Annotated in this window: 23 protein-coding genes; 10 read left to right on the top strand and 13 right to left on the bottom strand. The window is 60.6% G+C overall.

What is annotated here, in order from left to right:
- The first annotated feature begins 5 nt into the window (after positions 1 to 5).
- A complete protein-coding gene (gene gyrB, locus BK665_RS20950; protein ID WP_123408550.1) occupies positions 6 to 2,429 on the top strand; it encodes a DNA topoisomerase (ATP-hydrolyzing) subunit B in 2,424 nt (807 codons plus the stop codon).
- 114 nt (positions 2,430 to 2,543) lie between these two features.
- Here the strand turns inward: gyrB and BK665_RS20945 are convergent, their stop codons facing one another.
- The gene (locus BK665_RS20945; protein ID WP_123408549.1) at positions 2,544 to 3,263 is read right to left on the bottom strand and encodes a response regulator transcription factor; all 720 of its coding nucleotides are present in this window, start codon (positions 3,261 to 3,263) and stop codon (positions 2,544 to 2,546) included.
- A 176-nt stretch (positions 3,264 to 3,439) separates the two neighbouring features.
- Here BK665_RS20945 and BK665_RS20940 point away from each other — a divergent pair, with 176 nt between their 5' ends.
- The gene (locus BK665_RS20940) at positions 3,440 to 4,972 is read left to right on the top strand and encodes a sensor histidine kinase (RefSeq protein WP_123408548.1); all 1,533 of its coding nucleotides are present in this window, start codon (positions 3,440 to 3,442) and stop codon (positions 4,970 to 4,972) included.
- Positions 4,973 to 5,143: 171 nt separating this feature from the next.
- Here the strand turns inward: BK665_RS20940 and BK665_RS20935 are convergent, their stop codons facing one another.
- The 4 genes from BK665_RS20935 to glyQ form a co-directional block, all read right to left on the bottom strand.
- Positions 5,144 to 5,923, bottom strand: coding sequence for a lysophospholipid acyltransferase family protein (locus BK665_RS20935; protein WP_123408547.1), 780 nt, complete (start codon positions 5,921 to 5,923; stop codon positions 5,144 to 5,146).
- An 81-nt stretch (positions 5,924 to 6,004) separates the two neighbouring features.
- Positions 6,005 to 6,538 carry a D-glycero-beta-D-manno-heptose 1,7-bisphosphate 7-phosphatase gene (gene gmhB / locus BK665_RS20930; protein ID WP_123408546.1) on the bottom strand — a complete coding sequence of 178 codons (534 nt, stop codon included), beginning with the start codon at positions 6,536 to 6,538 and terminating at the stop codon, positions 6,005 to 6,007.
- A gap of 6 nt (positions 6,539 to 6,544) precedes the next feature.
- Entirely contained in the window at positions 6,545 to 8,599 is a 2,055-nt protein-coding gene (gene glyS / locus BK665_RS20925; RefSeq protein ID WP_123408545.1) for a glycine--tRNA ligase subunit beta, read from the bottom strand.
- Positions 8,596 to 9,549 (bottom strand): glycine--tRNA ligase subunit alpha, encoded by a 954-nt coding sequence (glyQ, locus tag BK665_RS20920; protein ID WP_008155694.1) that lies wholly within the window; start codon positions 9,547 to 9,549, stop codon positions 8,596 to 8,598. The genes glyS and glyQ overlap by 4 nt, the downstream gene beginning before the upstream one ends.
- An 81-nt stretch (positions 9,550 to 9,630) precedes the next feature.
- On the opposite strand from glyQ, the gene tag reads away from it, so the two are divergent.
- From tag to BK665_RS20900, 3 genes are all read left to right on the top strand, one after another.
- On the top strand, positions 9,631 to 10,188 hold the full coding sequence (gene tag, locus BK665_RS20915; RefSeq protein WP_123408544.1) for a DNA-3-methyladenine glycosylase I: 558 nt from the start codon (positions 9,631 to 9,633) through the stop codon (positions 10,186 to 10,188).
- 40 nt (positions 10,189 to 10,228) lie between these two features.
- Positions 10,229 to 11,116: a lysophospholipid acyltransferase gene (locus tag BK665_RS20910; protein ID WP_123408543.1), complete on the top strand. Its 888-nt coding sequence runs from the start codon at positions 10,229 to 10,231 to the stop codon at positions 11,114 to 11,116.
- Between the two features lie 167 nt (positions 11,117 to 11,283).
- Entirely contained in the window at positions 11,284 to 11,523 is a 240-nt protein-coding gene (locus tag BK665_RS20900) for a PilZ domain-containing protein (RefSeq protein WP_123408541.1), read from the top strand.
- Here the strand turns inward: BK665_RS20900 and BK665_RS20895 are convergent, their stop codons facing one another.
- From BK665_RS20895 to def, 5 genes are all read right to left on the bottom strand, one after another.
- Complete coding sequence (locus BK665_RS20895) at positions 11,524 to 11,838, bottom strand: tetratricopeptide repeat protein (RefSeq protein WP_123408540.1); 315 nt, start codon at positions 11,836 to 11,838, stop codon at positions 11,524 to 11,526. It lies immediately after the preceding gene.
- A gap of 160 nt (positions 11,839 to 11,998) precedes the next feature.
- On the bottom strand, positions 11,999 to 13,372 hold the full coding sequence (trkA, locus tag BK665_RS20890) for a Trk system potassium transporter TrkA (protein WP_123408539.1): 1,374 nt from the start codon (positions 13,370 to 13,372) through the stop codon (positions 11,999 to 12,001).
- A gap of 24 nt (positions 13,373 to 13,396) precedes the next feature.
- A complete protein-coding gene (gene rsmB, locus BK665_RS20885; protein WP_123408538.1) occupies positions 13,397 to 14,707 on the bottom strand; it encodes a 16S rRNA (cytosine(967)-C(5))-methyltransferase RsmB in 1,311 nt (436 codons plus the stop codon).
- A complete protein-coding gene (gene fmt / locus BK665_RS20880; protein ID WP_123408537.1) occupies positions 14,704 to 15,663 on the bottom strand; it encodes a methionyl-tRNA formyltransferase in 960 nt (319 codons plus the stop codon). The genes rsmB and fmt overlap by 4 nt, the downstream gene beginning before the upstream one ends.
- Before the next feature lie 70 nt (positions 15,664 to 15,733).
- The gene (gene def, locus BK665_RS20875) at positions 15,734 to 16,240 is read right to left on the bottom strand and encodes a peptide deformylase (protein ID WP_046056612.1); all 507 of its coding nucleotides are present in this window, start codon (positions 16,238 to 16,240) and stop codon (positions 15,734 to 15,736) included.
- A gap of 167 nt (positions 16,241 to 16,407) precedes the next feature.
- Between def and BK665_RS20870 the strand changes: the two genes are divergently transcribed.
- From BK665_RS20870 to tsaC, 3 genes are all read left to right on the top strand, one after another.
- On the top strand, positions 16,408 to 17,433 hold the full coding sequence (locus BK665_RS20870; RefSeq protein WP_123408536.1) for a LysM peptidoglycan-binding domain-containing protein: 1,026 nt from the start codon (positions 16,408 to 16,410) through the stop codon (positions 17,431 to 17,433).
- A gap of 79 nt (positions 17,434 to 17,512) precedes the next feature.
- Positions 17,513 to 18,613, top strand: a complete 1,101-nt coding sequence (dprA, locus tag BK665_RS20865) for a DNA-processing protein DprA (protein ID WP_123408535.1) — start codon at positions 17,513 to 17,515, stop codon at positions 18,611 to 18,613.
- 54 nt (positions 18,614 to 18,667) lie between these two features.
- The gene (tsaC, locus tag BK665_RS20860) at positions 18,668 to 19,225 is read left to right on the top strand and encodes an L-threonylcarbamoyladenylate synthase type 1 TsaC (RefSeq protein ID WP_123408534.1); all 558 of its coding nucleotides are present in this window, start codon (positions 18,668 to 18,670) and stop codon (positions 19,223 to 19,225) included.
- A 118-nt stretch (positions 19,226 to 19,343) separates the two neighbouring features.
- Here the strand turns inward: tsaC and BK665_RS20850 are convergent, their stop codons facing one another.
- Positions 19,344 to 20,321 (bottom strand): NADPH:quinone reductase, encoded by a 978-nt coding sequence (locus BK665_RS20850; RefSeq protein ID WP_123408532.1) that lies wholly within the window; start codon positions 20,319 to 20,321, stop codon positions 19,344 to 19,346.
- Between the two features lie 157 nt (positions 20,322 to 20,478).
- Between BK665_RS20850 and hemF the strand changes: the two genes are divergently transcribed.
- The gene (gene hemF / locus BK665_RS20845) at positions 20,479 to 21,393 is read left to right on the top strand and encodes an oxygen-dependent coproporphyrinogen oxidase (RefSeq protein ID WP_123408531.1); all 915 of its coding nucleotides are present in this window, start codon (positions 20,479 to 20,481) and stop codon (positions 21,391 to 21,393) included.
- 13 nt (positions 21,394 to 21,406) lie between these two features.
- Positions 21,407 to 22,228, top strand: coding sequence for a shikimate dehydrogenase (aroE, locus tag BK665_RS20840; protein ID WP_123408530.1), 822 nt, complete (start codon positions 21,407 to 21,409; stop codon positions 22,226 to 22,228).
- Between the two features lie 108 nt (positions 22,229 to 22,336).
- Here aroE and BK665_RS20835 read toward each other — a convergent pair whose 3' ends face one another.
- A complete protein-coding gene (locus BK665_RS20835) occupies positions 22,337 to 23,905 on the bottom strand; it encodes a SulP family inorganic anion transporter (protein WP_123408529.1) in 1,569 nt (522 codons plus the stop codon).
- Between the two features lie 168 nt (positions 23,906 to 24,073).
- A complete protein-coding gene (choX, locus tag BK665_RS20830; RefSeq protein ID WP_123408528.1) occupies positions 24,074 to 24,991 on the bottom strand; it encodes a choline ABC transporter substrate-binding protein in 918 nt (305 codons plus the stop codon).
- Between the last annotated feature and the right edge of the window lie 16 nt (positions 24,992 to 25,007).

Here is a 25,007-nt window from a genome sequence, read left to right as displayed (position 1 = left end):
AGGCATTGAGCGAAGAAAATACGAATACCTACGACTCAACGAGCATTAAAGTGCTGAAAGGCCTGGATGCCGTACGCAAACGTCCCGGTATGTACATTGGTGACACCGACGATGGTAGCGGTCTGCACCACATGGTCTTCGAGGTAGTCGACAACTCCATCGATGAAGCGCTCGCTGGCCACTGTGACGACATCAGCATCATTATTCACCCGGATGAATCCATCACCGTTCGCGACAACGGCCGTGGCATCCCGGTAGACGTGCATAAAGAAGAAGGCGTTTCCGCAGCCGAGGTCATCATGACCGTGCTGCACGCCGGCGGTAAGTTCGACGACAACTCCTACAAAGTATCCGGCGGTCTGCACGGTGTAGGCGTGTCGGTGGTGAACGCCCTGTCGGAAGAATTGGTCCTGACCGTTCGCCGCAGTGGCAAGATCTGGGAACAGACCTACATCCACGGTGTTCCGAAAGAGCCGATGAAAATCGTCGGCGAGAGCGAAACTACCGGCACCCAGATTCACTTCAAGCCCTCCGACCTGACCTTCAAGAACATCCACTTCAGCTGGGACATCCTGGCCAAGCGGATTCGTGAACTGTCCTTCCTCAACTCCGGTGTCGGCATCGTCCTCAAGGACGAGCGCAGCGGTAAGGAAGAACTGTTCAAGTACGAAGGCGGCCTGCGTGCATTCGTTGAATACCTGAACACCAACAAGACCCCGGTCAACCAGGTGTTCCACTTCAACATCCAGCGTGAAGACGGCATCGGCGTGGAAATCGCCCTGCAGTGGAACGACAGCTTCAACGAGAACCTGTTGTGCTTCACCAACAACATTCCACAGCGCGATGGCGGTACTCACCTGGTGGGTTTCCGTTCCGCACTGACGCGTAACCTCAACACCTACATCGAAGCGGAAGGCCTGGCGAAGAAGCACAAAGTCGCCACCACCGGTGATGATGCCCGTGAAGGCCTGACCGCGATCATTTCGGTGAAAGTACCGGATCCGAAGTTCAGCTCCCAGACTAAAGACAAGCTGGTTTCTTCCGAAGTGAAGACCGCAGTCGAACAGGAAATGGGCAAGTACTTCTCCGACTTCCTGCTGGAAAACCCGAACGAAGCAAAACTGGTCGTCGGCAAGATGATCGACGCTGCCCGTGCTCGTGAAGCGGCGCGTAAAGCCCGTGAGATGACCCGTCGTAAAGGCGCGCTGGATATCGCCGGCTTGCCGGGCAAACTGGCTGACTGCCAGGAAAAAGACCCTGCCCTGTCCGAACTGTACCTGGTGGAAGGTGACTCTGCTGGCGGTTCCGCCAAGCAGGGACGTAACCGTCGCACCCAGGCCATCCTGCCGCTCAAGGGCAAGATCCTGAACGTCGAGAAAGCGCGTTTCGACAAGATGATCTCTTCGCAAGAAGTGGGCACCTTGATCACCGCCCTGGGCTGCGGCATCGGCCGCGACGAGTACAACATCGACAAGCTGCGCTACCACAACATCATCATCATGACCGATGCTGACGTCGACGGTTCGCACATCCGCACACTGCTGCTGACCTTCTTCTTCCGTCAGTTGCCGGAGCTGATCGAGCGCGGCTACATCTACATCGCCCAGCCGCCGCTGTACAAGGTCAAGAAAGGCAAGCAAGAGCAATACATCAAAGACGACGACGCCATGGAAGAGTACATGACGCAGTCGGCCCTGGAAGACGCGAGCCTGCACCTGAACGAAGAAGCGCCGGGTATCTCCGGTGAAGCCCTTGAGCGTCTGGTGAATGACTTCCGCCTGGTGATGAAGACGCTCAAGCGTCTGTCGCGCCTGTACCCACAGGAACTGACCGAGCACTTCATCTACCTGCCAGCGGTCAGCATGGAGCAACTGTCCGATCACGCAGCGATGCAGGACTGGATGGCGCAGTTCGAAGTGCGTCTGCGTACCGTCGAGAAATCGGGCCTGGTCTACAAAGCCAGCCTGCGTGAAGACCGTGAACGTAACGTCTGGCTGCCAGAGGTCGAACTGATCTCCCACGGCCTGTCGAACTACATCACGTTCAACCGCGACTTCTTCGGCAGCAACGATTACAAAACCGTTGTTTCCCTGGGCGCTCAACTGAGCACCTTGCTCGACGACGGCGCGTACATCCAGCGCGGCGAGCGCAAGAAGCCGGTCACCGAATTCAAGGAAGCCCTTGAATGGCTGATGGCTGAAAGCACCAAGCGTCACACCATCCAGCGATACAAAGGTCTGGGCGAGATGAACCCGGATCAGCTGTGGGAGACCACCATGGACCCAGCTCAGCGCCGGATGCTCAAAGTGACCATCGAAGACGCCATTGGCGCGGACCAGATCTTCAACACCCTGATGGGTGATGCGGTCGAACCCCGCCGTGACTTCATCGAAAGCAATGCTCTGGCGGTTTCCAACCTGGACTTCTGATCCAACGGTAACGCCATAATGAAAAAGGCCAACGCACATGCGTTGGCCTTTTTTATGGCTTCTAGAAAATCAAAAGATCGCAGCCTTCGGCAGCTCCTACAGGAGTGCGGCGCTTTACTCGGAGGTGGACCCCACACTCTCCAACCGATACCCATACCCGTAAATCGTCAACAACTGCCAACCCCGATCCGCCGTCAGCCCCAGCTTGTTTCGCAGTCGATAAATATGAGTGTCCAGTGGCCGTGAAGACACCATCTCTTCATGGCTCCAGAAGCGTCCATAGAGATATTCCCGAGACAACGGCCGGCCAAGGTTGGTGAACAGGCAACGGGCCAGGCTATATTCCCGTTCAGTCATGGCGATAGGCGTGCCGGCGCGGGTGACGGTGAGCTCGGCGTCGTCGAATACCAGGTCATTGAAACTTAAGACGTCGGCAACCGTTGCCCGTTGCTGGCTATGCCTGCGCAAGACGGCGCCAACCCGGGCTTTCAATTCGTTGGGACGGAACGGTTTGCTGACGTAGTCGTCGGCCCCGGCGTTGAGTGCCTGGACGATGTCGCTCTCGGCGTCGCGGCTGGTGAGCATGATGGCGGCCGGTGGGGCGTCCATGTGTTCGCGGGTCCAGCGCAGCAGCGAAAGGCCGCTGAGGTCGGGCAGTTGCCAGTCGAGGATCAGCAAGTCGAAAGTTTCCCGGCGCAGCTGTCGCAACAGGTCTTCCCCACGCTCGAAGCTGTGCAATGCCCAGGGCTGTTCGCCCGGTTCGGCCATTTGCCGCAGGGTTTGCTCCACCCGGCGCAGTTCGGCGGGTTCATCGTCCAGTATCGCGATACGCATTTACGGGAATTCCATGATGGCGGATGGGCGGTAGACGATACCGGCTCGGCCTGGGGAGTGAAAGTAAGCGGCGCCCCGTTGGTCGTCGTCCGCTATGATTCTTCAGGTTCAACATGCCAATCAGACCAGTGACTCATGAACCTAATTCCCACCCTCCTCTTCTATCACTCTTTCCCATGACGAATCAGCGCCGCCGCGAAAGTCGCGAGCCCACTCAGGTCCAGCGCCTGTTTCGGCAACTGGTCAGGGAATGGTTGTGGATAAGTCTGGTCCTGCTGCCGCTGACGGCCCTGCTTTCCTACAGCGCCCAATCCGGCGAGCTTGAAGGTTCGGGTGCAGTCGGGGCGTTGTTGTCGGTCAGTCTGGTCGCCTGCGTACTTGGCTTGATGCTGCTTCGTCCGCGTCTTGCGCTCTGGCTGACATTGGGCGGCATGAGCTGCGCACTGTTGATCGGCGCCGGCCTGGCCGAATTGCATTGGTGGTGGTCCCCGGCGGCGAGCCTGATGGGCATGCTGTTCGGTTACCTGATCTGGAACTGGCGACGCTTGAGTGTGGTGCTGACCTATTTCGGTTGGGAGCTGGCGCGCCTGGACAACGAACCGAAAGTGTTCCCGGAACGCCGCCGCGTGCAGTTTCCCACCGGCGATCCATTGCAGAGGCAAATCATGGCCCTGGAACAAGCCATGAGCCGCACCCGCGATACCCGGCGTTTTATAGCCGATGGTCTGGAATATCTGCCGGTGGCTACCTTGATCAGCGATCCCCAAGGGCGGATCTTGCTCGGCAACCGCAACGCCCGGGACGTGTTCGGCGCCGAACTGGTGGGTGACGACGTGCTCGAACAACTGGCGCGACTGGGTTATCCGGAGCTGCTCGATGGCTCGCGCCCGCCTTTATCGAACTTGACCTTGTTGGAGTTCAGGGACATCAAGGGCCGCAGCTTGCGTCTGGAACGCGCAGCACTGTTGCCGGTGGACGGAGAAACGCCGATTGGCTGGCTGCTGAGCCTGACCGACCTGAGTGTCGAGCGCGATGCCGAGGAACAGCGCGGCGTGCTATTGCGGTTTTTGTCCCATGATCTGCGCGCGCCGCATTCGGCGATCCTTGCCCTGCTCGACGTGCATCGACAGCAGGTCGGCGGCGACACGCAGCTATTCGATCAAATCGAGCGCCAGGTGCGCAGGGCCTTGGACCTCACCGACGGTTTCGTGCAATTGGCCCGGGCGGAGTCAGAGGCGTACGAATTTCAGCCCAGTCTGTTCGCCATGCTGGTGCTGGATGTATTTGATCAGGCCCTGAGCATCGCGCAGTTGAAACAGATCGAGCTGATTCATCACCTGGAGGACGATGCTCAGGAAAGCATGATCATGGCCGATCAGGGGCTGCTGACCCGGGCATTGTTCAATCTGTTGGAAAACGCCATCAAGTACAGCAATGCCGGCACCCGCATCCGCTTGCACGTCAAATGCAGTGACGGTTGGCTGAAATGTGAACTGATCGATCAGGGCAAAGGCATCGCCGCCGATGAATTGCCCGAGCTGTTCAGTCAGTACCGGCGCTTTGCCTCGGCGCAAGGCGTCGATGGCGTGGGGTTGGGTTTGTCGATGGTTAAAGCCGTTGTGGACCACCACGGTGGTCGGATCGAATGCCAAAGCGAGGTCGGCAAAGGCACCTGTTTCAGCCTGCATTTTCCTATGCTGGATGAATAAATCGCGGGCATAAAAAAACCGGCTATATCAGCCGGTTTTTTTACGTCCGAAAAAAACTTATGCACCTTTTTCGGAATTTTATGAGCTTAGGAAATATGTATGTAAATCATGAGGCTATGAACTAAATACGCCGTTTTTCAACAAAACGGTACACAGGTTATCCACAGAATCTCAGACAGCCACTTGATCCGTTTCGACCGGCGCCTGAGGTGCTGGTGGCAACGAACCCATGTCTCGCTGCATCTGCTCGTTCCAGGCCTGGACCCGGTCGTTCAATGCCGCAATGGCGCGCGGCCCAGTGCCTTCGGCGTACATCGGTTCGCCGATGATCACGGTGATCACGCCCTGCTTCTTTGCCCAACCGGTTTTCGGCCAGAACTTGCCGGCATTGTGTGCAATCGGCAGTACTGGAAGTTCGGCGTTGACTGCCAAAGCGCTGCCACCGCGTGAGAACTTTCCGACAGTGCCGTAGGGAACGCGGGTGCCTTCCGGGAAGATCAGCACCCAGACGCCATCCTTCAGTAGCTCATCGCCTTTTTTCGCCACATGCTTGAGCGCGGCTTTCGGGTTATCGCGGTCGATGGCGATCGGTCGCAGCATCGCCATGGCCCAGCCGAAGAACGGCACAAAGAGCAGGGAACGCTTGAGGACCTGGCTCAACGGCTCGAAATAAGCCGAGAGAAAGAACGTCTCCCAGGTGCTCTGGTGGTTCGACTGAATCACGCAGGGCCGGTCAGGCACGTTCTCGGCGCCTTTGATTTCGTAGGTGATGCCCAGAAATACTTTGCTCAGCCACAAGGCGCAGCGGCACCAGTACACATTGATAAAGCGATAGCGCGCCTTGAACGGCAGAAAAGGCGCGATAAAAAAGCTCAGGCTGCACCAAAGCAAAGAGCTGGTGCCCAGCAGCAGGTAAAAGAGGAAGGTTCTGATGGCCTGCAATATCGACATGGTGACGTTTACCGTGCGGGCTCTGCCCGTCTATATAAAGCGCAATCCCGATCAATCCTTGGTCAGGAATCTCGAAACGCTCTAATTGTGGATAAGTTCTGCGGCAATCGCCGCCAGATCGTCAAAAATCAAGGTGCCCGCCGGTAGGGTCTTGCCCAGAGTCTTTTCGCCTTTCCCGGTCTTTACTAAAACTGGCTGAGAATCGACGGCTTTTGCGGCTTCCAGGTCACCAAGGGTATCGCCGACAAACCATAGATCAGTCAGCGACACGTTGTAATGCGCGGCGATGGTTTTCAACATCCCGGGTTTTGGCTTGCGGCAATCGCAGCCATCGTCCGGCCCGTGGGGGCAGTAGACGATCAGGCCGACTTCACCGCCCTGCTCCGCCACTAGCGAACGCAAGCGCTCGTGCATGGCGTCGAGGGTGGCGATGTCGTAGTAGCCGCGAGCGATGCCCGACTGGTTGGTAGCGACCGCCACCGTCCAGCCGGCCTTGCTCAACTGCGCGATGGCTTCGATCGAACCGGGGAGCGGAATCCACTCCTCCACCGACTTGATATAAGCGTCGGAGTCATAGTTGATCACTCCGTCCCGATCGAGAATCAGCAGTTTCAAACAGTCTTACCCCAGCAGCGAAATATCGGCAACGCCGAGGAACAGCCCACGCAAGCGCGACAACAGGGCATAACGGTTGGCGCGCACATTGGCGTCATCCGCATTGACCATCACCGCTTCGAAGAACGCATCCACTGGCTCGCGCAACGCAGCCAAACGCGCCAGCGATTCGCTGTACTGACGGGCAGCGGCCATCGGCTGGACAGCCTGGTCAGCCTGCTGGATCGCCGAGTACAGGGAGAACTCGTTGGCATTGTCGAAGTACTTGGCTTCAACGACCGATGGAATCGAGCCTTCGGCTTTGCTCAGCAGGTTCGAAACACGCTTGTTCACTGCGGCCAGTGCGGCGGCTTCCGGCAATTTTCGGAAAGCCTGGACTGCTTGCACACGCTGATCGAAATCCAGCGCCGAACCCGGCTTCAGGGCACGCACCGACAGGTACGTCGCGACGTCCACACCTTCGTCTTCGTAACGGGCACGCAGACGGTCGAAGATGAACTCCAGCACCGACTCGTTCAGGCCGGCAGCCTTGATCTTGGTGCCGAACGCGGCCACGGCGAAAGCCACGGCGTCGTTCAGGTCGAGGTCGAGCTTCTTGTCGATCAGGATGCGCAACACGCCGAGTGCAGCACGACGCAGGGCATACGGATCTTTGCTGCCGGTAGGCAGCATACCGATGCCGAAGATGCCAACCAGGGTGTCGAGCTTGTCGGCGATGGCCACGGCCGCACCGGTCAGGGTAGTCGGCAGTTCAGCGCCGGCACCGCGCGGCATGTACTGCTCGTTCAGCGCCAGGGCGACTTCTTCCGGCTCGCCGTCGTTGAGGGCGTAGTAGTAACCGGCGACACCTTGCATCTCCGGGAACTCACCGACCATCTCGGTCGACAGGTCGCACTTGGACAGCAGACCGGCACGGGAAGCCCAGGCTGCGTTGCCGCCAATGCGTTGCGCGATGTACGCGGCGAGTTTGGAAACGCGCTCGGCCTTGTCGTAGACGCTGCCGAGTTTTTCCTGGAACACCACGTTTTGCAGGCGCAGGTTGAAGTCTTCGAGTTTCTGCTTCTTGTCTTGCTTGAAGAAAAACTCGGCGTCGGTCAGGCGTGGGCGAACCACTTTCTCGTTACCGGCGATGATCTGCTGCGGGTCTTTGCTTTCGATGTTGGCCACAGTAATGAAGCGTGGCAGCAACTTGCCGTCGGCATCCAGCAGGCAGAAGTACTTCTGATTGTCCTGCATGGTGGTGATCAGGGCTTCTTGCGGCACGTCGAGGAAACGTTCCTCGAACGAGCACACCAGCGGCACCGGCCATTCAACCAACGCGGTCACTTCGTCGAGCAAGGCCGGAGGTACGATCGCCGTGCCTTCCTGCATCGTCGCCAGTTCTTCGGTGCGCTTGCTGATCAGTGCGCGACGCTCGTTGGCATCGGCCAGCACGTAGGCGCCACGCAGGTCAGCCAAATAGTTGGCCGGCGCGGTGATGCGTACGCTTTGCGGGTGGTGGAAGCGGTGACCACGGGAGTCGCGGCCAGCCTTCTGGGCGAGGATCGTGCAGTCGATGACCTGATCACCGAGCAGCATCACCAGCCATTGGGTCGGACGCACGAATTCTTCCTTGCGAGCACCCCAGCGCATGCGCTTCGGGATCGGCAGGTCGTTCAGGGAATCTTCGACGATGGTCGGCAGCAGGCTCGCGGTCGGTTTGCCGGCGATGCTCTGGCTGTAACGCAGTTTTGGACCGCTCTGATCGATTTCGCTCAGGTCGACGCCGCACTTCTTGGCGAAGCCCAGTGCTGCTTGAGTCGGGTTGCCGTCGGCATCGAACGCGGCCTGACGTGGCGGGCCGTCGAGGTTGATGCTGCGATCCGGTTGCTGGGTAGCCAGCGCGGTGATCAGCACAGCCAGACGACGGGGCGCGGCGTAGACGGTTTTGGCTTCGTAGTTCAGGCCAGCGGCTTGCAGGCCCTTGTCGATACCGGCCAGGAACGCATCGGCCAGGGTGTTCAGGGCTTTGGGTGGTAGTTCTTCGGTGCCCAATTCAACCAGGAAATCCAGAGCACTCATTGTGCAGCCTCCAGCTTAGCCAACACTTCATCACGCAGGTCCGGGGTCGCCATCGGGAAGCCCAGCTTGGCGCGAGCCAGCAGGTAGGCTTGCGCAACGGAACGCGCCAGGGTGCGTACACGCAGAATGTATTGCTGACGCGCAGTCACCGAGATTGCCCGGCGTGCATCCAGCAGGTTGAAGGTATGGGACGCCTTCAACACCATTTCGTAGCTCGGCAATGGCAGCGGCTGGTCGAGTTCGATCAGGCGCTTGGCTTCGCTTTCGTAGAAGTCGAACAGTTCGAACAGCTTCTCGACGTTGGCGTGTTCGAAGTTGTAGGTCGATTGCTCGACTTCGTTCTGGTGGAACACGTCGCCGTAGGTCACTTTGCCCATCGGGCCGTCAGCCCACACCAGGTCGTAGACCGAGTCCACGCCTTGCAGGTACATGGCCAGACGCTCAAGACCGTAAGTAATCTCGCCGGTCACCGGGTAGCACTCGATGCCGCCCGCTTGCTGGAAGTACGTGAACTGCGTCACTTCCATGCCGTTGAGCCAGACTTCCCAGCCCAGGCCCCAGGCGCCCAGGGTTGGCGATTCCCAGTTGTCTTCGACGAAGCGAATGTCGTGGACCAACGGGTCCAGGCCGACGTGCTTGAGAGAGCCCAGGTACAGTTCCTGGAAGTTGTCCGGGTTCGGCTTCAGGACTACCTGGAACTGATAGTAGTGCTGCAGACGGTTCGGGTTTTCGCCGTAGCGGCCGTCAGTCGGGCGACGACTGGGCTGCACATAAGCGGCGTTCCAGGTTTCCGGGCCGATGGCGCGCAGAAACGTGGCTGTGTGGAAAGTGCCGGCGCCTACTTCCATATCGTAGGGCTGAAGTACTACGCAACCTTGCTCGGCCCAGTATTGCTGGAGGGCGAGGATCAAGTCTTGGAAGGTACGCACGGCTGGCGTAGGCTGGCTCACGAAATTCACCTGTTTCTTGGGCTGCGATTTAAAGAGCGGGAGTATACCCGATTCGTTGCTGCGCACGCCCCCTGGAGCCTTATGCCACGCTGCTTTTGGTGTTCCGAAGATCCGCTGTACATGGCTTATCACGATCAGGAGTGGGGCACGCCGCTACGCGATGCGCAGGGATTGTTCGAGTTGCTTTTGCTCGAAGGGTTCCAGGCCGGCCTCTCCTGGATCACCGTGTTGCGCAAACGTGAGCGATATCGTGAGGTGCTGTTCGGCTTCGACGTACAGCGCGTGGCGCAAATGAGCGACGCGGAAATCGATGAATTGATGCTCGATCCCGGCATCATCCGCAACCGCCTCAAACTCAACGCCGCACGACGCAACGCCCAGGCCTGGCTGGCCCTGGAGGACCCGGTGGCGTTTCTCTGGTCGTTTGTTGGCGATAAACCGGTGATCAATCATTTCAAGGATCGCAGCCAGGTCCCGGCCGTGACACCGGTCGCCGTGGAGATGAGCAAAGGCCTGAAAAAGGCCGGTTTCACGTTCGTCGGCCCGACCATCTGTTACGCGCTGATGCAGGCCTCGGGCATGGTCATGGACCACACCCAGGATTGCGACCGCTACGCGACGCTGGCGAACGGCGGTTAGAATGGCCGCCTCGTACACAGCACAAGATCAGGAGTGACCTGTGGATAAGTTTAAAGGCGCCTTGCTGGTAGGCGCTCTGCGGCTGTTTGCCCTGCTTCCGTGGCGGGCCGTGCAGGCAGTCGGCGCGGCCATCGGCTGGATGATGTGGAAAACCCCCAACCGTTCCCGCGACGTGGTGCGGATCAACCTGGCCAAGTGCTTCCCGGAGATGGACCCGGCCGAGCGCGAACGTCTGGTGGGCCAGAGCCTGAAAGACATCGGCAAGTCCCTGACCGAAAGCGCCTGCGCCTGGATCTGGCCGGCCCAGCGCTCCATCGACCTGGTGCGCGAAGTCGAAGGCCTCGACGTGTTGAAGGATGCGCTCGCGTCCGGCAAAGGCGTGGTCGGCATCACCAGCCACCTCGGCAATTGGGAAGTGTTGAATCACTTCTATTGCAGCCAGTGCAAACCGATCATTTTCTATCGTCCGCCGAAATTGAAGGCTGTGGATGATTTGCTGCGCAAGCAGCGGGTACAACTGGGCAACCGCGTGGCCGCTTCCACCAAGGAAGGCATCCTCAGTGTGATCAAGGAAGTGCGCAAAGGTGGTGCAGTGGGCATCCCCGCTGACCCGGAACCGGCCGAATCCGCCGGCATCTTCGTGCCGTTCTTCGCCACCCAGGCGCTGACCAGCAAGTTTGTGCCGAACATGCTCGCCGGCGGCAAAGCGGTCGGCGTGTTCCTGCATGCCCTGCGCCTGCCGGACGGTTCAGGCTACAAAGTGATCCTCGAAGCCGCGCCGGAAGCCATGTACAGCACCGATACCGAGACATCCTGCGCCGCCATGAGCAAAGTGGTTGAGCGCTACGTGGGGGCGTATCCGAGCCAGTACATGTGGAGCATGAAACGCTTCAAGAAGCGTCCACCGGGCGAAGAGCGCTGGTATTGACGTTAATGGCACGATCTGTGGATAACCCCGTCCTGTAGGAGCGAGGCTTGCCCGCGAAGGCGACCTTCCATTCAACATCAATGTTGAATTTGATGGCCTCTTCGCGGGCAAGCCTCGCTCCTACAAGGGGTCGTTTATCCACAGCCGTTCATATAAGGGCGCAGAAGATGTCCGAACACCGCAAATCATTTCGTATCAAGATCAGCCACGACAGCTTTGGCGAATGCCTGGGCCAGACCCGCAATCTTTCGACCACGGGCGTCTACGTCAAGCACCCGACCCTGGCGGCGTTGCCCAAGGGCGCGGTGGTTTATGGTCAGGTCCAGGACTTACCCACAGGCGCGCCGCGGGTGCGCATGGAAGTGGTGCTGGTGGACGCTGAAGGGATTGGCCTGCGTTATCTCTGATCAGTGAGCCTGGCGATCAAGCTTCTTCAGGAACACCGTCATTTCCTTCTCCGCCTGCTTATCGCCATGGGCGCGGGCGGCTTCTAGGCCTTGCTCCCAGGCCTGGCGTGCGGCCCCATGGTCCGCCAGCGCCAGATGCGCTTTGCCTAACAACTTCCACGCCGCTGAATATTTCGGATCGAACTCGACGCAACGCTGAAAATGCTCCGCAGCCTTGGCGTTTTCCCCAAGATCCAGATAACCCTTGCCCAGGCCGAAGCGCAGCAATGAGTTATCCACACCCTTGGCGAGCATTTTTTCCAGGGATTCGAGCATGGGTGGATTCCTTGTTGAGGTGTGTCAGGGGTTGATCTGGTTGAGTGAGGCCGCCTTCGCGAGCAAGCCCGCTCCCACAGTTAATAAGTGGTGTACACACAACCAATGTGGGAGCGGGCTTGCTCGCGAAGAGGCCCGCCCCGCCACCGCAAATGCCGGATCAGAAGAAGCTCAACCCGACGTGAAACAGCTTCTCCACATCCCGAATGTGCTTCTTATCCACAAGGAACAGAATTACGTGGTCGCCGGTTTTGATCACCGTATCGTCATGGGCAATGATCACTTCTTCATCTCGAATGATCGCGCCAATCGTGGTGCCCGGCGGTAAGCCGATGTTCTCGATGGCCTTGCCAATCACCTTGCTCGACTTCGCATCACCGTGGGCAATCGCCTCGATGGCCTCCGCCGCGCCCCGGCGCAGTGAGTGCACGCTGACGATATCGCCCCGGCGCACGTGGGCGAGTAAGGTGCCGATGGTCGCCAGTTGCGGGCTGATGGCGATGTCGATGTCGCCGCCCTGGATCAAATCAACGTAAGCCGGATTGTTGATGATCGTCATCACCTTCTTCGCGCCCAGCCGTTTGGCCAGCAGCGAGGACATGATGTTGGCTTCGTCATCGTTGGTCAGAGCCAGGAAGATATCGGCGTCGGCGATGTTCTCTTCCAGCAGCAAGTCGCGGTCCGAAGCGCTGCCCTGCAACACCACGGTGCTGTCGAGGGTGTCCGAGAGGTAGCGGCAGCGCGCCGGGTTCATCTCGATGATCTTTACCTGGTAACGGCTTTCGATGGCCTCGGCAAGTCGCTCGCCGATCTGCCCGCCGCCAGCAATGACGATGCGCTTGTAGGTTTCATCGAGACGGCGCATTTCGCTCATCACCGCGCGAATATTCGCCTTGGCGGCGATGAAAAACACCTCGTCGTCGGCCTCGATCACCGTATCGCCCTGGGGCAGGATCGGCCGGTCCCGGCGAAAAATCGCCGCGACGCGGGTTTCGACGTTCGGCATGTGCTCGCGCAACTGGCGCAGTTGCTGACCCACCAACGGCCCGCCGTAGTAAGCCTTCACCGCCACCAGTTGGGCTTTGCCTTCGGCGAAGTCGATCACCTGCAAGGCGCCGGGGTGTTCGATCAGGCGCTTGATGTAATTGGTGACCACTTGCTCCGGGCTGATCAGCACGTCCACCGGGATCGCGTCGTTGTTGAACAGCCCGCCCCGGGTCAGATACGCGGCTTCGCGAACCCGGGCGATTTTGGTCGGGGTGTGGAACAGGGTGTGGGCGACCTGGCAAGCGACCATGTTGGTCTCGTCGCTGTTGGTCACCGCCACCAGCATGTCCGCATCGTCGGCGCCGGCCTGACGCAGCACCGTCGGGAACGACGCGCGGCCTTGCACGGTGCGAATGTCGAGACGGTCGCCGAGGTCGCGCAGGCGTTCGGCATCGGTGTCGACCACGGTGATGTCGTTGGCTTCGCTGGCCAAGTGTTCCGCCAGCGAACCGCCGACCTGCCCTGCGCCAAGGATGATGATTTTCATCCAGTCACTCCCTTGAAAATCCGGTTAACCGCGCGCGGCGGCAATCTTGATCAGCTTGGCGTAGTAGAACCCGTCGTGGCCGCCCTGCTGGGCCAGCAATTGGCGACCATGGGGCTGCTTGATCCCGGCCGTGGTGGCGAGGTCCAGCTCACGGGCACCCGGCGTGCGGGCGAGAAAGGCTTCGATGACTTCGGTGTTCTCGGTCGGCAGCGTCGAGCAGGTGGCGTAAAGCAGAATCCCGCCCACTTCCAGGGTTATCCACATGGCGTCGAGCAACTCGCCCTGCAGCACGGCGAGCGCGGAGATGTCGTCTGGCTGGCGAGTCAACTTGATGTCCGGGTGACGACGGATCACGCCAGTGGCCGAGCACGGCGCGTCCAGCAGAATGCGCTGGAACGGCTTGCCGTCCCACCAGGTCGCGGTGTCGCGGCCGTCGGCGGCGATCAGTTCGGCGCTCAGGCCCAGACGTGCGAGGTTTTCCCGCACCCGCACCAGACGCTTGGCTTCCAGGTCCACCGCCACCACGCCGGCCAATGCAGGCTCGGCTTCGAGGATGTGGCAGGTCTTGCCACCGGGGGCGCAGCAGGCGTCGAGCACCCGTTGGCCTGGCGCCAGATCGAGCAAGTCGGCGGCCAATTGCGCGGCTTCGTCCTGCACGCTGATCCAGCCTTCGGCGAAGCCCGGCAGACTGCGTACGTCGGCGGCGGCGTCGAGAATGATGCCGTCGCGGCTGTACACACATGGTGTGGCGGCGATGCCCGCGTCACTCAGCAAGCCGAGGTACGCATCGCGGGTCTGATGGCGACGGTTGACCCGCAGAATCATCGGCGGATGCGCGTTGTTCGCTTCGCAAATGGCTTCCCACTGTTCAGGCCAGAACGCTTTCAGGGATTTTTGCAGCCAGCGCGGGTGGGCGGTGCGCACCACCGGGTCGTGTTCCAACTCGGCCAGCAGCGCTTCGCTTTCCCGTTGGGCGCGGCGCAGTACGGCGTTGAGCAAGGCCTTGGCCCAGGGCTTTTTCAACTTGTCGGCGCAACCGACGGTTTCGCCGATGGCGGCGTGGGCCGGGACGCGGGTGTAGAGCAGTTGATAGAGGCCGACCAGCAACAACGCCTCGACATCGGCATCCGCAGCTTTGAACGGCTTCTGCAACAACTTGGCCGCCAGCGCCGACAAACGCGGCTGCCAGCGTGCGGTGCCGAACGCCAGGTCCTGGGTGAAGCCGCGATCACGGTCTTCGACCTTGTCCATTTGCGTCGGCAGGGAGCTGTTGAGCGAAGCTTTTCCGTTCAGGACAGCGGCAAGTGCCTTGGCGGCGGCCAGACGCGGGTTCATTGAGCGTCCGCCACTTGGCCGAGCACGGTGCCGACGGCGAATTTCTCACGGCGGCTGTTGAACAAGTCGCTGAAGTTCAGCGCCTTGCCGCCGGGCAATTGCAGACGGGTCAGGCACAGGGCCTTTTCACCGCAGGCGACGATCAAACCGTCCTTGCTGGCGCTGAGGATTTCCCCTGGATTGCCCTGCCCTTCGGCGAGGCTTGCGGCCAGCACTTTCAACGCTTCGCCGCTCAAGGTGCTGTGGGTGATCGGCCATGGGTTGAAGGCGCGGACCAGGCGTTCCAGCTCAACTGCCGGACGGCTCCAGTCGATGCGGGCTTCGTCTTTGTTCAATTTATGCGCGTAGGTAGCGAGGCTGTCGTCCTGCACTTCGCCTTCCAGCGTGCCGGCAGCGAGACCGGCAATCGCTTGAACCACGGCGGGCGGGCCCATTTCCGCCAAACGGTCGTGGAGACTGCCGCCGGTGTCTTCGCCGGTGATCGGTGTGGTGACTTTCAGCAGCATCGGCCCGGTGTCCAGGCCCAGTTCCATGCGCATCACGGTCACGCCGCTTTCGGCATCGCCCGCTTCGACGGCGCGCTGGATCGGCGCCGCACCGCGCCAGCGCGGCAGCAACGAGGCGTGGCTGTTGATGCAACCCAGGCGCGGAATATCCAGCACCACTTGCGGCAGGATCAGGCCGTAGGCGACCACCACCAGCAAGTCGGGTTTCAGCGCGGCCAGTTCAGCCTGGGCGTCTTCGTTGCGCAGGGTTGGCGGTTGCAGCACCGGGATGTTGTTTTCCAGAGCCAGTTGCTTGACCGGGCTCGGCATCAGTTTTTGCCCACGGCCCGCCGGACGGTCCGGTTGGGTGTAGACCGCGACGATCTCGTAAGGGCTGGCGAGCAGGGCCTTGAGGTGTTCAGCGGCGAATTCCGGGGTGCCGGCAAAGACGATGCGCAGTGGCTCAGTCATGGAAACTCTCTATTACAAAGCAGTCGCAAAAGAAAAAGGCTTGCCGCAGCAAGCCTTTGAAAGGAGGGCATCAAGCGTTCTGGCGATGGAGCTTTTCCAGTTTCTTCTTGATTCGGTCGCGTTTGAGATTGGACAGGTAATCAACGAACAACTTGCCGTTGAGGTGGTCGCATTCATGCTGGATGCACACGGCGAGCAGGCCTTCGGCGATCAGTTCGTAAGGCTGGCCGTCGCGGTCCAGGGCCTTGATCTTGACCTTTTGCGGCCGATCGACGTTTTCGTAGAAGCCCGGAACAGACAGGCAGCCTTCCTGGTATTGCTCCATTTCGTCGGTCAGGGTTTCGAACTCGGGGTTGATGAACACCCGGGGTTCGCTGCGGTCTTCGGAGAGGTCCATCACGACGATACGTTTGTGCACGTTGACCTGGGTCGCGGCGAGGCCGATGCCTGGCGCTTCATACATTGTTTCAAACATATCATCGACCAACTGACGCACTTCGTCGTCCACTACGGCCACCGGTTTGGCGATAGTGCGCAGGCGCGAGTCGGGAAATTCGAGGATGTCTAAAATGGCCATAAGCTTAATTGCTGCACATGTGAGGTAAAGTCGGGTCGATGGCCTGGCGGGTCCGAAGATGCAGGCTACCGTTGTAAAACGTAGCTCCTTTCTCTGACAAGAGCCAGGAGCGAGCCACGGGGGCTCTGGCGTTTTACGCGAACGCACATAATAAAGGGATTCACCGCATGAGGAAATCACTACTCGCCTTGCTCCTTCTGGCCTCGGCCGGTTTGGCGCACGGGCAAGTGCAGCTCAAGGATGGTTTTCCGCAGCAATACACAGTGGTAAGGGGCGACACACTTTGGGACATCTCCGGCAAATTCCTGCGTGAGCCGTGGAAATGGCCCGAACTGTGGCAGGTCAATCCGCAAATCCAGAACCCCAATCTCATCTATCCCGGCGACTTGCTGACGCTGACCTACGTCAACGGCCAGCCACGCCTGACTCTCAATCGCGGCGAATCCCGGGGCACCATCAAGCTTTCGCCACGGGTCCGCAGCAGCCCGGTGGCCGATGCGATCCCGAGCATCCCGCTGCAATCGATCAACAGTTTTTTGCTGAGCAACCGCATCGTCGACAAGGTCGAGGACTTCGACAAGGCGCCGTACATCGTCGCCGGTGATGCCGAACGCGTCCTCAGCGGCACCGGTGACCGCATCTTCGCCCGTGGGCATTTCGACCCGAACCAGCCGGTGTACGGCATCTTCCGCCAAGGCAAGGTCTACACCGATCCCCAGAGCAAGGAGTTCCTGGGGATCAACGCCGATGACATTGGTGGCGGCGAGATTGTCGCGACCGAAGGCGATGTCGCCACCCTCGCGCTGCAACGCACGACTCAGGAAGTGCGCCTCGGCGACCGCTTGTTCAGCGGCGAAGAACGGGCGATCAATTCGACGTTCATGCCCAGCGCGCCGAAAACCGACATCAACGGCCTGATCATCGATGTGCCACGCGGGGTCACACAGATTGGCGCGATGGACGTGGTCACGCTGAACAAGGGGCAACGGGATGGCCTGGCCGAAGGCAACGTGCTGGTGGTGATGAAGACCGGCGAAACCGTGCGCGACCGAGTCACCGGCCAACCGCTGAAAATTCCCGATGAGCGCGCCGGGTTGCTGATGGTTTTCCGCACTTACGACAAACTTAGTTACGGATTGGTCCTCAACGCATCGCGATCCCTGGCGGTGATGGATAAGGTGCGAAATCCTTAGCAAGCTCCACAAGTTACCAACAGAGTTATCCACAGCTTATTCCCGTTTGAACGGGGCTCATAACGATCAAGGATGATCCATGTCGCTCGCTGCTTTTACCCCTGTTTCCCCTGCGGAACTGGAAGCTCGTCTACGCCTGCATCGCCTGCCCGAACTCGGCCCGGCACGATTTAAAAAACTGCTCGAAGCCTTCGGCTCGGCGTCAAAAGCCATCAGCGCGCCGGCCAGTGCCTGGCGGGCGCTGGGCTTGCCGGCGGCCAGTGCCGAGGCTCGGCGCTGCAGTGAAGTGCGCGATGGCGCCCACCACGCATTGGCCTGGCTAGAGCGTGCGGGCCAGCATTTGCTGATGTGGGACCAGCCTGAGTACCCGGCGTTGCTGGCGGAAATCAGCGATGCGCCGCCGCTGTTATTTGTCGCCGGGGATCCGGGCATTCTGGAAAAACCGCAACTGGCGATGGTCGGCAGTCGGCGTGCGTCGAGGCCGGGCATGGACACCGCCGCCGCCTTTTCCCGCAGTCTGGCCGGTGCCGGATTCGTCATTACCAGCGGCTTGGCCCTGGGCATCGACGCCGCCGCGCACCAGGCCGCTTTGGACGTTGGCGGGCAAACGGTAGGGGTGCTTGGCACGGGACTTGAAAAGTTTTATCCACAGCGCAACCGACGCCTGGCAGACGCCATGATTGCCTCGGGCAGCGCGGTACTTTCCGAGTTCCCGCTGGACGCCGGCCCGAGTGCCAGCAACTTCCCCCGACGCAACCGGATCATCAGCGGTTTATCCCTCGGCGTGCTGGTGGTCGAGGCCAGTGTCGCCAGTGGTTCGTTGATCACCGCCAGGCTTGCGGCGGAACAGGGGCGTGAGGTGTACGCAATTCCAGGATCGATCCACCACCCCGGCGCCAAGGGCTGCCATCAGTTGATTCGCGACGGCGCGATGCTGGTGGAAACCATCGACCACATCCTCGAAGCCCTGCGCGGCTGGCAACAATTGCCGTTATCCACGCAAACCCCGCAGGCGACCCATCCGTTGTTGATGTTGCTTCACGCCGCGCCCCACACCAGCGAGGCATTGGCGCAAAGCAGCGGCTGGGCCTTGCCCAAAGTGCTGGCGGCGTTGACGGAGCTGGAAATGGAGGGCCGGGCGGTGTGCGAAAGCGGACGCTGGTTTGCGCGGGTGAGCTAGGTTTTATAAGGAAGATCGGTAAACTGCGCAGAGCCTTATTCCGGAGAGTTTTTCATGGTCAACAGTTGGCGGGTGCAACAAGCCGCGCAAGCCGTTCGCGCAGGGGCGGTGATTGCCTATCCAACCGAAGCCGTCTGGGGCCTGGGTTGTGACCCGTGGGACGAAGAGGCGGTGGATCGTCTTTTGATGATCAAAGGTCGGTCGGTGGGTAAGGGGTTGATCCTGGTGGCCGATAACATTCGCCAGTTCGACTTCCTGTTCGAAGACTTTCCCGAGCTGTGGATGGACCGCATGGCCAGTACCTGGCCGGGGCCGAACACCTGGCTGGTGCCACACCAGAACCAGTTGCCGCGGTGGATTACCGGGGTGCATGAAACGGTGGCGCTGCGGGTCAGCGATCATCCTTTGGTGCGGGATTTGTGTGCGTTGGTCGGGCCCTTGGTCTCCACCTCTGCCAACCCTCAGGGCCGGCCAGCGGCGCGTTCGCGACTGCGGGTCGAGCAGTATTTCCGTGGGCAGCTTGATTTGATCCTGGGCGGGAATCTGGGGGGGCGCAAGAACCCGAGTGTGATTCGGGATCTGGCGACCGGGCATGTGGTGCGCCAGGGCTAACGCATGATCGTTCCCACGCTCCGCGTGGGAATGCCTCACCGGACGCTCCGCGTCCGCTCTTGGGACGCGGAGCGTCCCTGGCTGCATTCCCACGCGGAGCGTGGGAACGATCAAAATCTTAAGGCAACAAAACAGTCGAGCCGGTGGTCCGCCGCGCCGACAATTCGGTCTGCGCCTTCGCCGCTTCAGCCAACGGATACTTCTGGCTGATCTCCACCTTCACCTTGCCGCTGATGATCATCTCAAACAGCTCATCCGCCATGCGTTGCAGGTTCTCGGCATTGTTGGCGTAAGTCGCCAGGGTCGGCCGAGTCACGTACAACGAACCCTTCGCTGACAGAATTCCCAGGTTCACCCCCTCCACTGCGCCTGACGCATTGCCGAAACTCACCACCAGGCCACGCGGTTGCACGCTATCGAGGGACGTCAGCCAAGTGTCCTTGCCCACGCCGTCATACACCACCGGGACTTTTTTCCCGTCAGTCAATTCCAGCACTCGTTTCGCGACATCTTCGTGGCTGTAATCGATGGTCGCCCAGGCGCCGTTGGCCTTGGCCAGCGCAGCTTTCTCCGGCGAGCTGACGGTGCCGATCAGCTTCACCCCCAGGGCCTTGGCCCATTGGCAGGCCAGGGAACCGACACCGCCGGCCGCTGCGTGGAACAGAATGGTTTCGCCGCCCTTGAGTTCATACGTCTGACGCAACAGGTACTGCACGGTGAGGCCCTTGAGCATCACCCCGGCAGCCTGTTCGAAGCTGATGGCGTCCGGCAGGCTCACCAGATTGGCTTCCGGTAGCACATGGACTTCGCTGTACGCACCCAGCGGTCCACTGCCATACGCCACGCGATCGCCCACCTTGAACCGGGTGACTTCGCTGCCCACGGCTTCAACGATGCCCGCACCTTCCGAACCCAGGCCGGACGGCAACGCTGGCAGCGGATAGAGGCCGCTGCGGTAGTACGTGTCGATGAAATTCAGGCCGATCGCCTTGTTGGTAACGCGCACTTGCTGCGGGCCAGGCTCTGCGGGCTGGTAATCGACATACTCGAGCACTTCGGGGCCGCCATGGGCGCGGAATTGAATACGCTTTGCCATCAGAACTCTCCTTAGGTCGCATTACGAAGCCCCCTATCGGACTCCTAACCATGATCTTCGTCAACTGCGGTGGAGCAAGGTGCGGTGTTATCCTACGCAGCAATTTGCCACCGGCCATTCGTGCGCCGCGTAGCTTTGCCCGATTCAAGGTGATGACATGACGACCCGCACCGAGGCCGTAAAAGCCTACCTGCTCGACCTGCAAGACCGCATTTGCGCCGCCCTGGAAACCGAGGACGGTGGCACGCGCTTCGTCGAAGACGCCTGGACCCGCCCGGCCGGCGGTGGCGGTCGTACCCGGGTGATCGAAAACGGCGCGGTGATCGAAAAGGGCGGCGTCAACTTTTCCCACGTCTTCGGCAGCGGTCTCCCACCGTCCGCCAGTGCCCATCGGCCAGAATTGGCCGGGCGCGGCTTCGAAGCACTGGGCGTGTCCCTGGTGATTCACCCGCACAACCCCCATGTGCCGACGTCCCACGCCAACGTGCGCTTTTTCATCGCCGAAAAAGAAGGCGAAGAGCCGGTCTGGTGGTTTGGCGGCGGCTTCGACCTGACCCCTTACTACGGCAATGAAGAAGACTGCGTGCACTGGCACCGCATCGCCGAACAGGCCTGCGCGCCGTTCGGGGCGGACGTCTACCCGCGCTACAAGGCCTGGTGCGACACCTATTTCCACATCAAGCATCGCCACGAGCCACGGGGCATCGGCGGCCTGTTTTTCGATGACTTGAACGAGTGGGATTTCGACACCAGTTTCGCGTTCATACGCGCCATCGGTGATGCGTTTATCGACGCCTATCTGCCGATCGTGCAGCGTCGCAAGAACGATGCATTCACGGAAAAACAGCGGGAGTTCCAGGAATTCCGCCGTGGCCGTTACGTCGAGTTCAACCTGGTCTACGACCGTGGCACGCTGTTCGGTCTGCAATCGGGCGGTCGTACCGAGTCGATCCTGATGTCCCTGCCGCCGCAAGTGCGCTGGGGTTACGACTGGAAGGCCGAACCGGGCAGCGAAGAAGCGCGCCTGACCGAGTATTTCCTGCAAGATCGCGATTGGTTGGCCCAGGCCTGAACGAGGAATCCTGATGGATCGTTATGTCGTATTCGGTAACCCGATTGGCCACAGCAAGTCGCCGTTGATCCATCGCTTGTTTGCCGAGCAGACCGGTGAACAACTGGACTACAGCACTTCCCTGGCGCCCCTCGAGGATTTTTCCGACTTTGCCCGGGCATTTTTCCTGGAGGGACGTGGGGCAAATGTCACGGTGCCGTTCAAGGAAGACGCCTTTCGCCTGGCCGACAGCCTGACCAAGCGCGCCCAGCGAGCCGGTGCGGTGAACACCTTGAGCAAACTGGCTGACGGCACGTTGTTGGGCGACAACACCGACGGCGCCGGGCTGGTGCGGGACCTGACGGTCAACGCCGGTTTCAGCCTCAAGGGCAAACGCATCCTGCTGCTGGGTGCCGGCGGCGCAGTGCGCGGCGCATTGGAGCCGTTGCTGGCCGAGCAACCGGCATCGCTGATCATCGCCAACCGCACCGTGGAAAAAGCCGAGTTGCTGGCGCAATTGTTTGCCGACCTGGGGCCGGTGTCCGCCAGTGGTTTCGACTGGTTGCAGGAGCCGGTGGACCTGATCATCAACGCCACCTCCGCCAGTCTGTCAGGCGATGTACCGCCGATTGCCGGAAGTTTGATCGAGCCGGGCAGGACGTTGTGCTACGACATGATGTACGGCAAGGAACCGACCTCATTCTGCCGTTGGGCCAGCGAACAGGGCGCTGTGGTGGCGATGGATGGCTTGGGGATGCTGGCCGAGCAGGCGGCGGAGGCCTTCTTCCTGTGGCGTGGGGTGCGACCGGATACGGCGCCGGTGTTGGCCGAACTGCGCCGGCAGCTCGCCGCGTAACCCTGTACCGCATAAACCTGTAGGAGCGAGGCTTGCCCGCGAAGCTTTTGGCGTACCTGAGGACGCCTTCGCGGGCAAGCCTCGCTCCTACAGGGTTGTGGTGGTAGTTCAATCCTCGAATCGGATCGGGCATTTCTCGGCCCCTTCGAGCTTGCGCAATTCCTCCACCACCGGCGGCCGCGCCCCGCGCAACGTCAGGCTACGATCCTGACGCAGCAACCGCCGCGCTTCCTGGTGCAGCATCTCCACCCCCGAATAGTCTATGAAGTTGATCTGCTGCGCCTCGATCACCACCCGCGCACCATGCATCCGTTGCAGGCGCACTTGCAGATAATGGCTGGCGCCGAAAAAGATCGAGCCGCCGACCCGCAGGATGTCTTCATCGCCGTCGCGCCAGTGCTGCACCCGCGGTTGCGAGGTGCGTTTGAGGTAGAAGAACAGCGACGCCAACACCCCGGCGTAGATCGCGGTCTGCAATTCCAGCAGCAGCGTGGCGACGCAGGTCAGGGCCATGACCACGAACTCGGCGCGGCTGACCCGCAGCAAGGCGCGAATGCCGCGATGGTCAACCAATCCCCAGGCGATCAACAGAATGCTGCCGGCCATCGCGGGGATCGGAATGTGCGCGATCAACCCGGCGCCGAAGATTGCGAACAACGCCACCCACAGCGCCGAAAACACCCCGGCCAGCGGCGAGCAGGCGCCCGCGTCGTAGCTCAGGCCCGAGCGGGTGAAGGAACCGGCGGACAACGACCCGGAAAAAAACGCACCGACGATATTGGATAAACCCTGGGCCCGGACTTCCTGATTGGCGTCGAGCAATTGCTGGGAACGGGCCGACAGGGAGCGAGCAATCGACAGGCTCGTCACCAGCCCGAGCATGCCCACGGCAACCGCGCTCGGCAGTAAACGCAGCATCAACTCCAGGTCGAGCGGCACGGCGCTGAAGGGCGGCAGCCGTCCGAAAAACGCGCTGACCAATTTCACATGGCCAAACATTGCGGGCCAAAGCCATACCAGCAAACCGCTCAGCACCAGGGCGATCAACAGCGTCGGCCAGCGCGGCAGCAACAGTTTCAGGACAATGCCGACCACCACCGTGGCCAGGCCCAGCACCAGCGACGGTTTATCCACAGCCCCGAGGTGAGTGAGCAAGGTCATCAGGCTGTTGAGCGCCGTGGCCTGGTTGGGCAGGTCCATCCCCAGCAGGTTGGGCATCTGGCCGATGGCGATCACCACTGCCGCCCCGAGGGTGAACCCCAGTACCACCGAGTGCGAGACGAAATTCACCAGCGCGCCGAAGCGCAGCATGCCCAGCAACCACTGGAAAATGCCGGCCAGCAGTGTAAGAAGCAGGATCAGCGTGATGTAGTCCTGTGACGCGGGCACGGCCAAAGGACTGACGCTGGCGTACAGAACAATGGAAATGGCCGCCGTAGGACCGCAGATCAAATGCCACGACGATCCCCACAGGCAGGCGATCAACACCGGGATGATTGCAGCGTACAGGCCGTATTCCGGTGGGAGACCGGCGATCAGTGCGTAGGCAATGGATTGCGGCAACGCGAGAATCGCGCCGCTGAGGCCGACGATCAGGTCACGCCCGACGCTGGCGCGGGTCTGCCTGGGCAGCCAACTGAGAAACGGGAAGAGTGAATGGCGGCTGGGGAAGGCCATGGGTCCTCTCGGGTGGGATTTTGCGCAAGGGTAGCAGGACAGACGCCGATCGTTCCCACGCTCTGCGTGGGAATGCATCCCGTGACGCTCCGCGTCACTTCTCGAAGCGGACGCGGAGCGTCCATGGCGGCATTCCCACGCGGAGCGTGGGAACGATCAGCGGTAAAGTTAAAGCTTGGCTTTTACCGCGCCCAACGCATCCTTGCCATCCACGGTTTTCACGCCATCCAGCCATTTATCCAGCACCGCCGGGTTGGCTTTGATCCACGCCTTCACCGCTTCGGCATTGCTGACCTTCTTGTTCACCACTTCGGCCATGATGCTGTTCTCCATTTCCTGGGTGAAACTCAGGTTGGTCAGCAGCTTGCCAACGTTCGGGCAGGCCTGTGCATAACCTTTGCGGGTCAGTGTATAAACCGCGCCGGTGTCGCCGAAGTACTTCTCGCCGCCCTTGAGGTAATGCATTTTCAGCTGCACGTTCATCGGGTGCGGGGTCCAGCCGAGGAAGGTCACGAACTTCTGTTTCTTCACTGCGCGGGACACTTCAGCCAGCATTGCCTGCTCGCTGGACTCGATCAGTTTCCACTGGCCCAGTTCGAAGTCGTTCTTCTTGATGATGTCCTGCAGCGAGATGTTCGCCGGGGCGCCGGAGCCGATGCCGTAGATCTTCTTGTCGAACTTGTCGGCGTATTTGTTCAGGTCGGCAAAGTTATGCACACCCGCATCCCACACGTAATCCGGCACGGCCAAGGTGAACTCGGTGCCGTCGAGGTTTTTCGCCAGTTGGGTCACGTCCCCAGTGGCGATGAACTTGTCGTAGAAGCCCTGCTGCGCCGGCATCCAGTTACCCAAAAACACATCAACCTGGCCGTCCTTCAAGCCGCCAAAGGTAATCGGCACCGCGAGGGTGTCGACCTTGGCCTTGTAGCCCATGCCGTCCAACAGAAAACCGGTAATAGCGTTGGTCGCGGCGATGTCGCTCCAACCCGGATCGGCCATTTTCACCGTCTCGCATTGATCGGCGTAAACCGATGCACTGCCCAGGGCCAAAAGCCCGACCGTCAGTACTGTGGATAACCTTTGCATGGACTTCCCCTTCACA

The organism is Pseudomonas frederiksbergensis (assembly GCF_003732665.1).
GTDB lineage: Bacteria > Pseudomonadota > Gammaproteobacteria > Pseudomonadales > Pseudomonadaceae > Aquipseudomonas > Aquipseudomonas frederiksbergensis_G.
Note: the sequence above shows the minus strand (reverse complement) of the source record. Positions and strands in the feature narration are given on the sequence as shown.

Coding starts and splice junctions, on each gene's coding strand:
- aroE (WP_123408530.1), top strand. CDS start 21,407: ATGGATCGTTATGTCGTATTCGGTAACCCGATTGGCCACAGCAAGTCG.
- glyS (WP_123408545.1), bottom strand. CDS start 8,599: ATGAGTGCTCTGGATTTCCTGGTTGAATTGGGCACCGAAGAACTACCA.
- hemF (WP_123408531.1), top strand. CDS start 20,479: ATGACGACCCGCACCGAGGCCGTAAAAGCCTACCTGCTCGACCTGCAA.
- fmt (WP_123408537.1), bottom strand. CDS start 15,663: ATGACTGAGCCACTGCGCATCGTCTTTGCCGGCACCCCGGAATTCGCC.
- def (WP_046056612.1), bottom strand. CDS start 16,240: ATGGCCATTTTAGACATCCTCGAATTTCCCGACTCGCGCCTGCGCACT.
- BK665_RS20945 (WP_123408549.1), bottom strand. CDS start 3,263: ATGCGTATCGCGATACTGGACGATGAACCCGCCGAACTGCGCCGGGTG.
- BK665_RS20940 (WP_123408548.1), top strand. CDS start 3,440: ATGACGAATCAGCGCCGCCGCGAAAGTCGCGAGCCCACTCAGGTCCAG.
- choX (WP_123408528.1), bottom strand. CDS start 24,991: ATGCAAAGGTTATCCACAGTACTGACGGTCGGGCTTTTGGCCCTGGGC.
- BK665_RS20870 (WP_123408536.1), top strand. CDS start 16,408: ATGAGGAAATCACTACTCGCCTTGCTCCTTCTGGCCTCGGCCGGTTTG.
- BK665_RS20935 (WP_123408547.1), bottom strand. CDS start 5,923: ATGTCGATATTGCAGGCCATCAGAACCTTCCTCTTTTACCTGCTGCTG.
- BK665_RS20850 (WP_123408532.1), bottom strand. CDS start 20,321: ATGGCAAAGCGTATTCAATTCCGCGCCCATGGCGGCCCCGAAGTGCTC.
- trkA (WP_123408539.1), bottom strand. CDS start 13,372: ATGAAAATCATCATCCTTGGCGCAGGGCAGGTCGGCGGTTCGCTGGCG.
- BK665_RS20835 (WP_123408529.1), bottom strand. CDS start 23,905: ATGGCCTTCCCCAGCCGCCATTCACTCTTCCCGTTTCTCAGTTGGCTG.
- tsaC (WP_123408534.1), top strand. CDS start 18,668: ATGGTCAACAGTTGGCGGGTGCAACAAGCCGCGCAAGCCGTTCGCGCA.
- BK665_RS20895 (WP_123408540.1), bottom strand. CDS start 11,838: ATGCTCGAATCCCTGGAAAAAATGCTCGCCAAGGGTGTGGATAACTCA.
- tag (WP_123408544.1), top strand. CDS start 9,631: ATGCCACGCTGCTTTTGGTGTTCCGAAGATCCGCTGTACATGGCTTAT.
- BK665_RS20900 (WP_123408541.1), top strand. CDS start 11,284: ATGTCCGAACACCGCAAATCATTTCGTATCAAGATCAGCCACGACAGC.
- dprA (WP_123408535.1), top strand. CDS start 17,513: ATGTCGCTCGCTGCTTTTACCCCTGTTTCCCCTGCGGAACTGGAAGCT.
- rsmB (WP_123408538.1), bottom strand. CDS start 14,707: ATGAACCCGCGTCTGGCCGCCGCCAAGGCACTTGCCGCTGTCCTGAAC.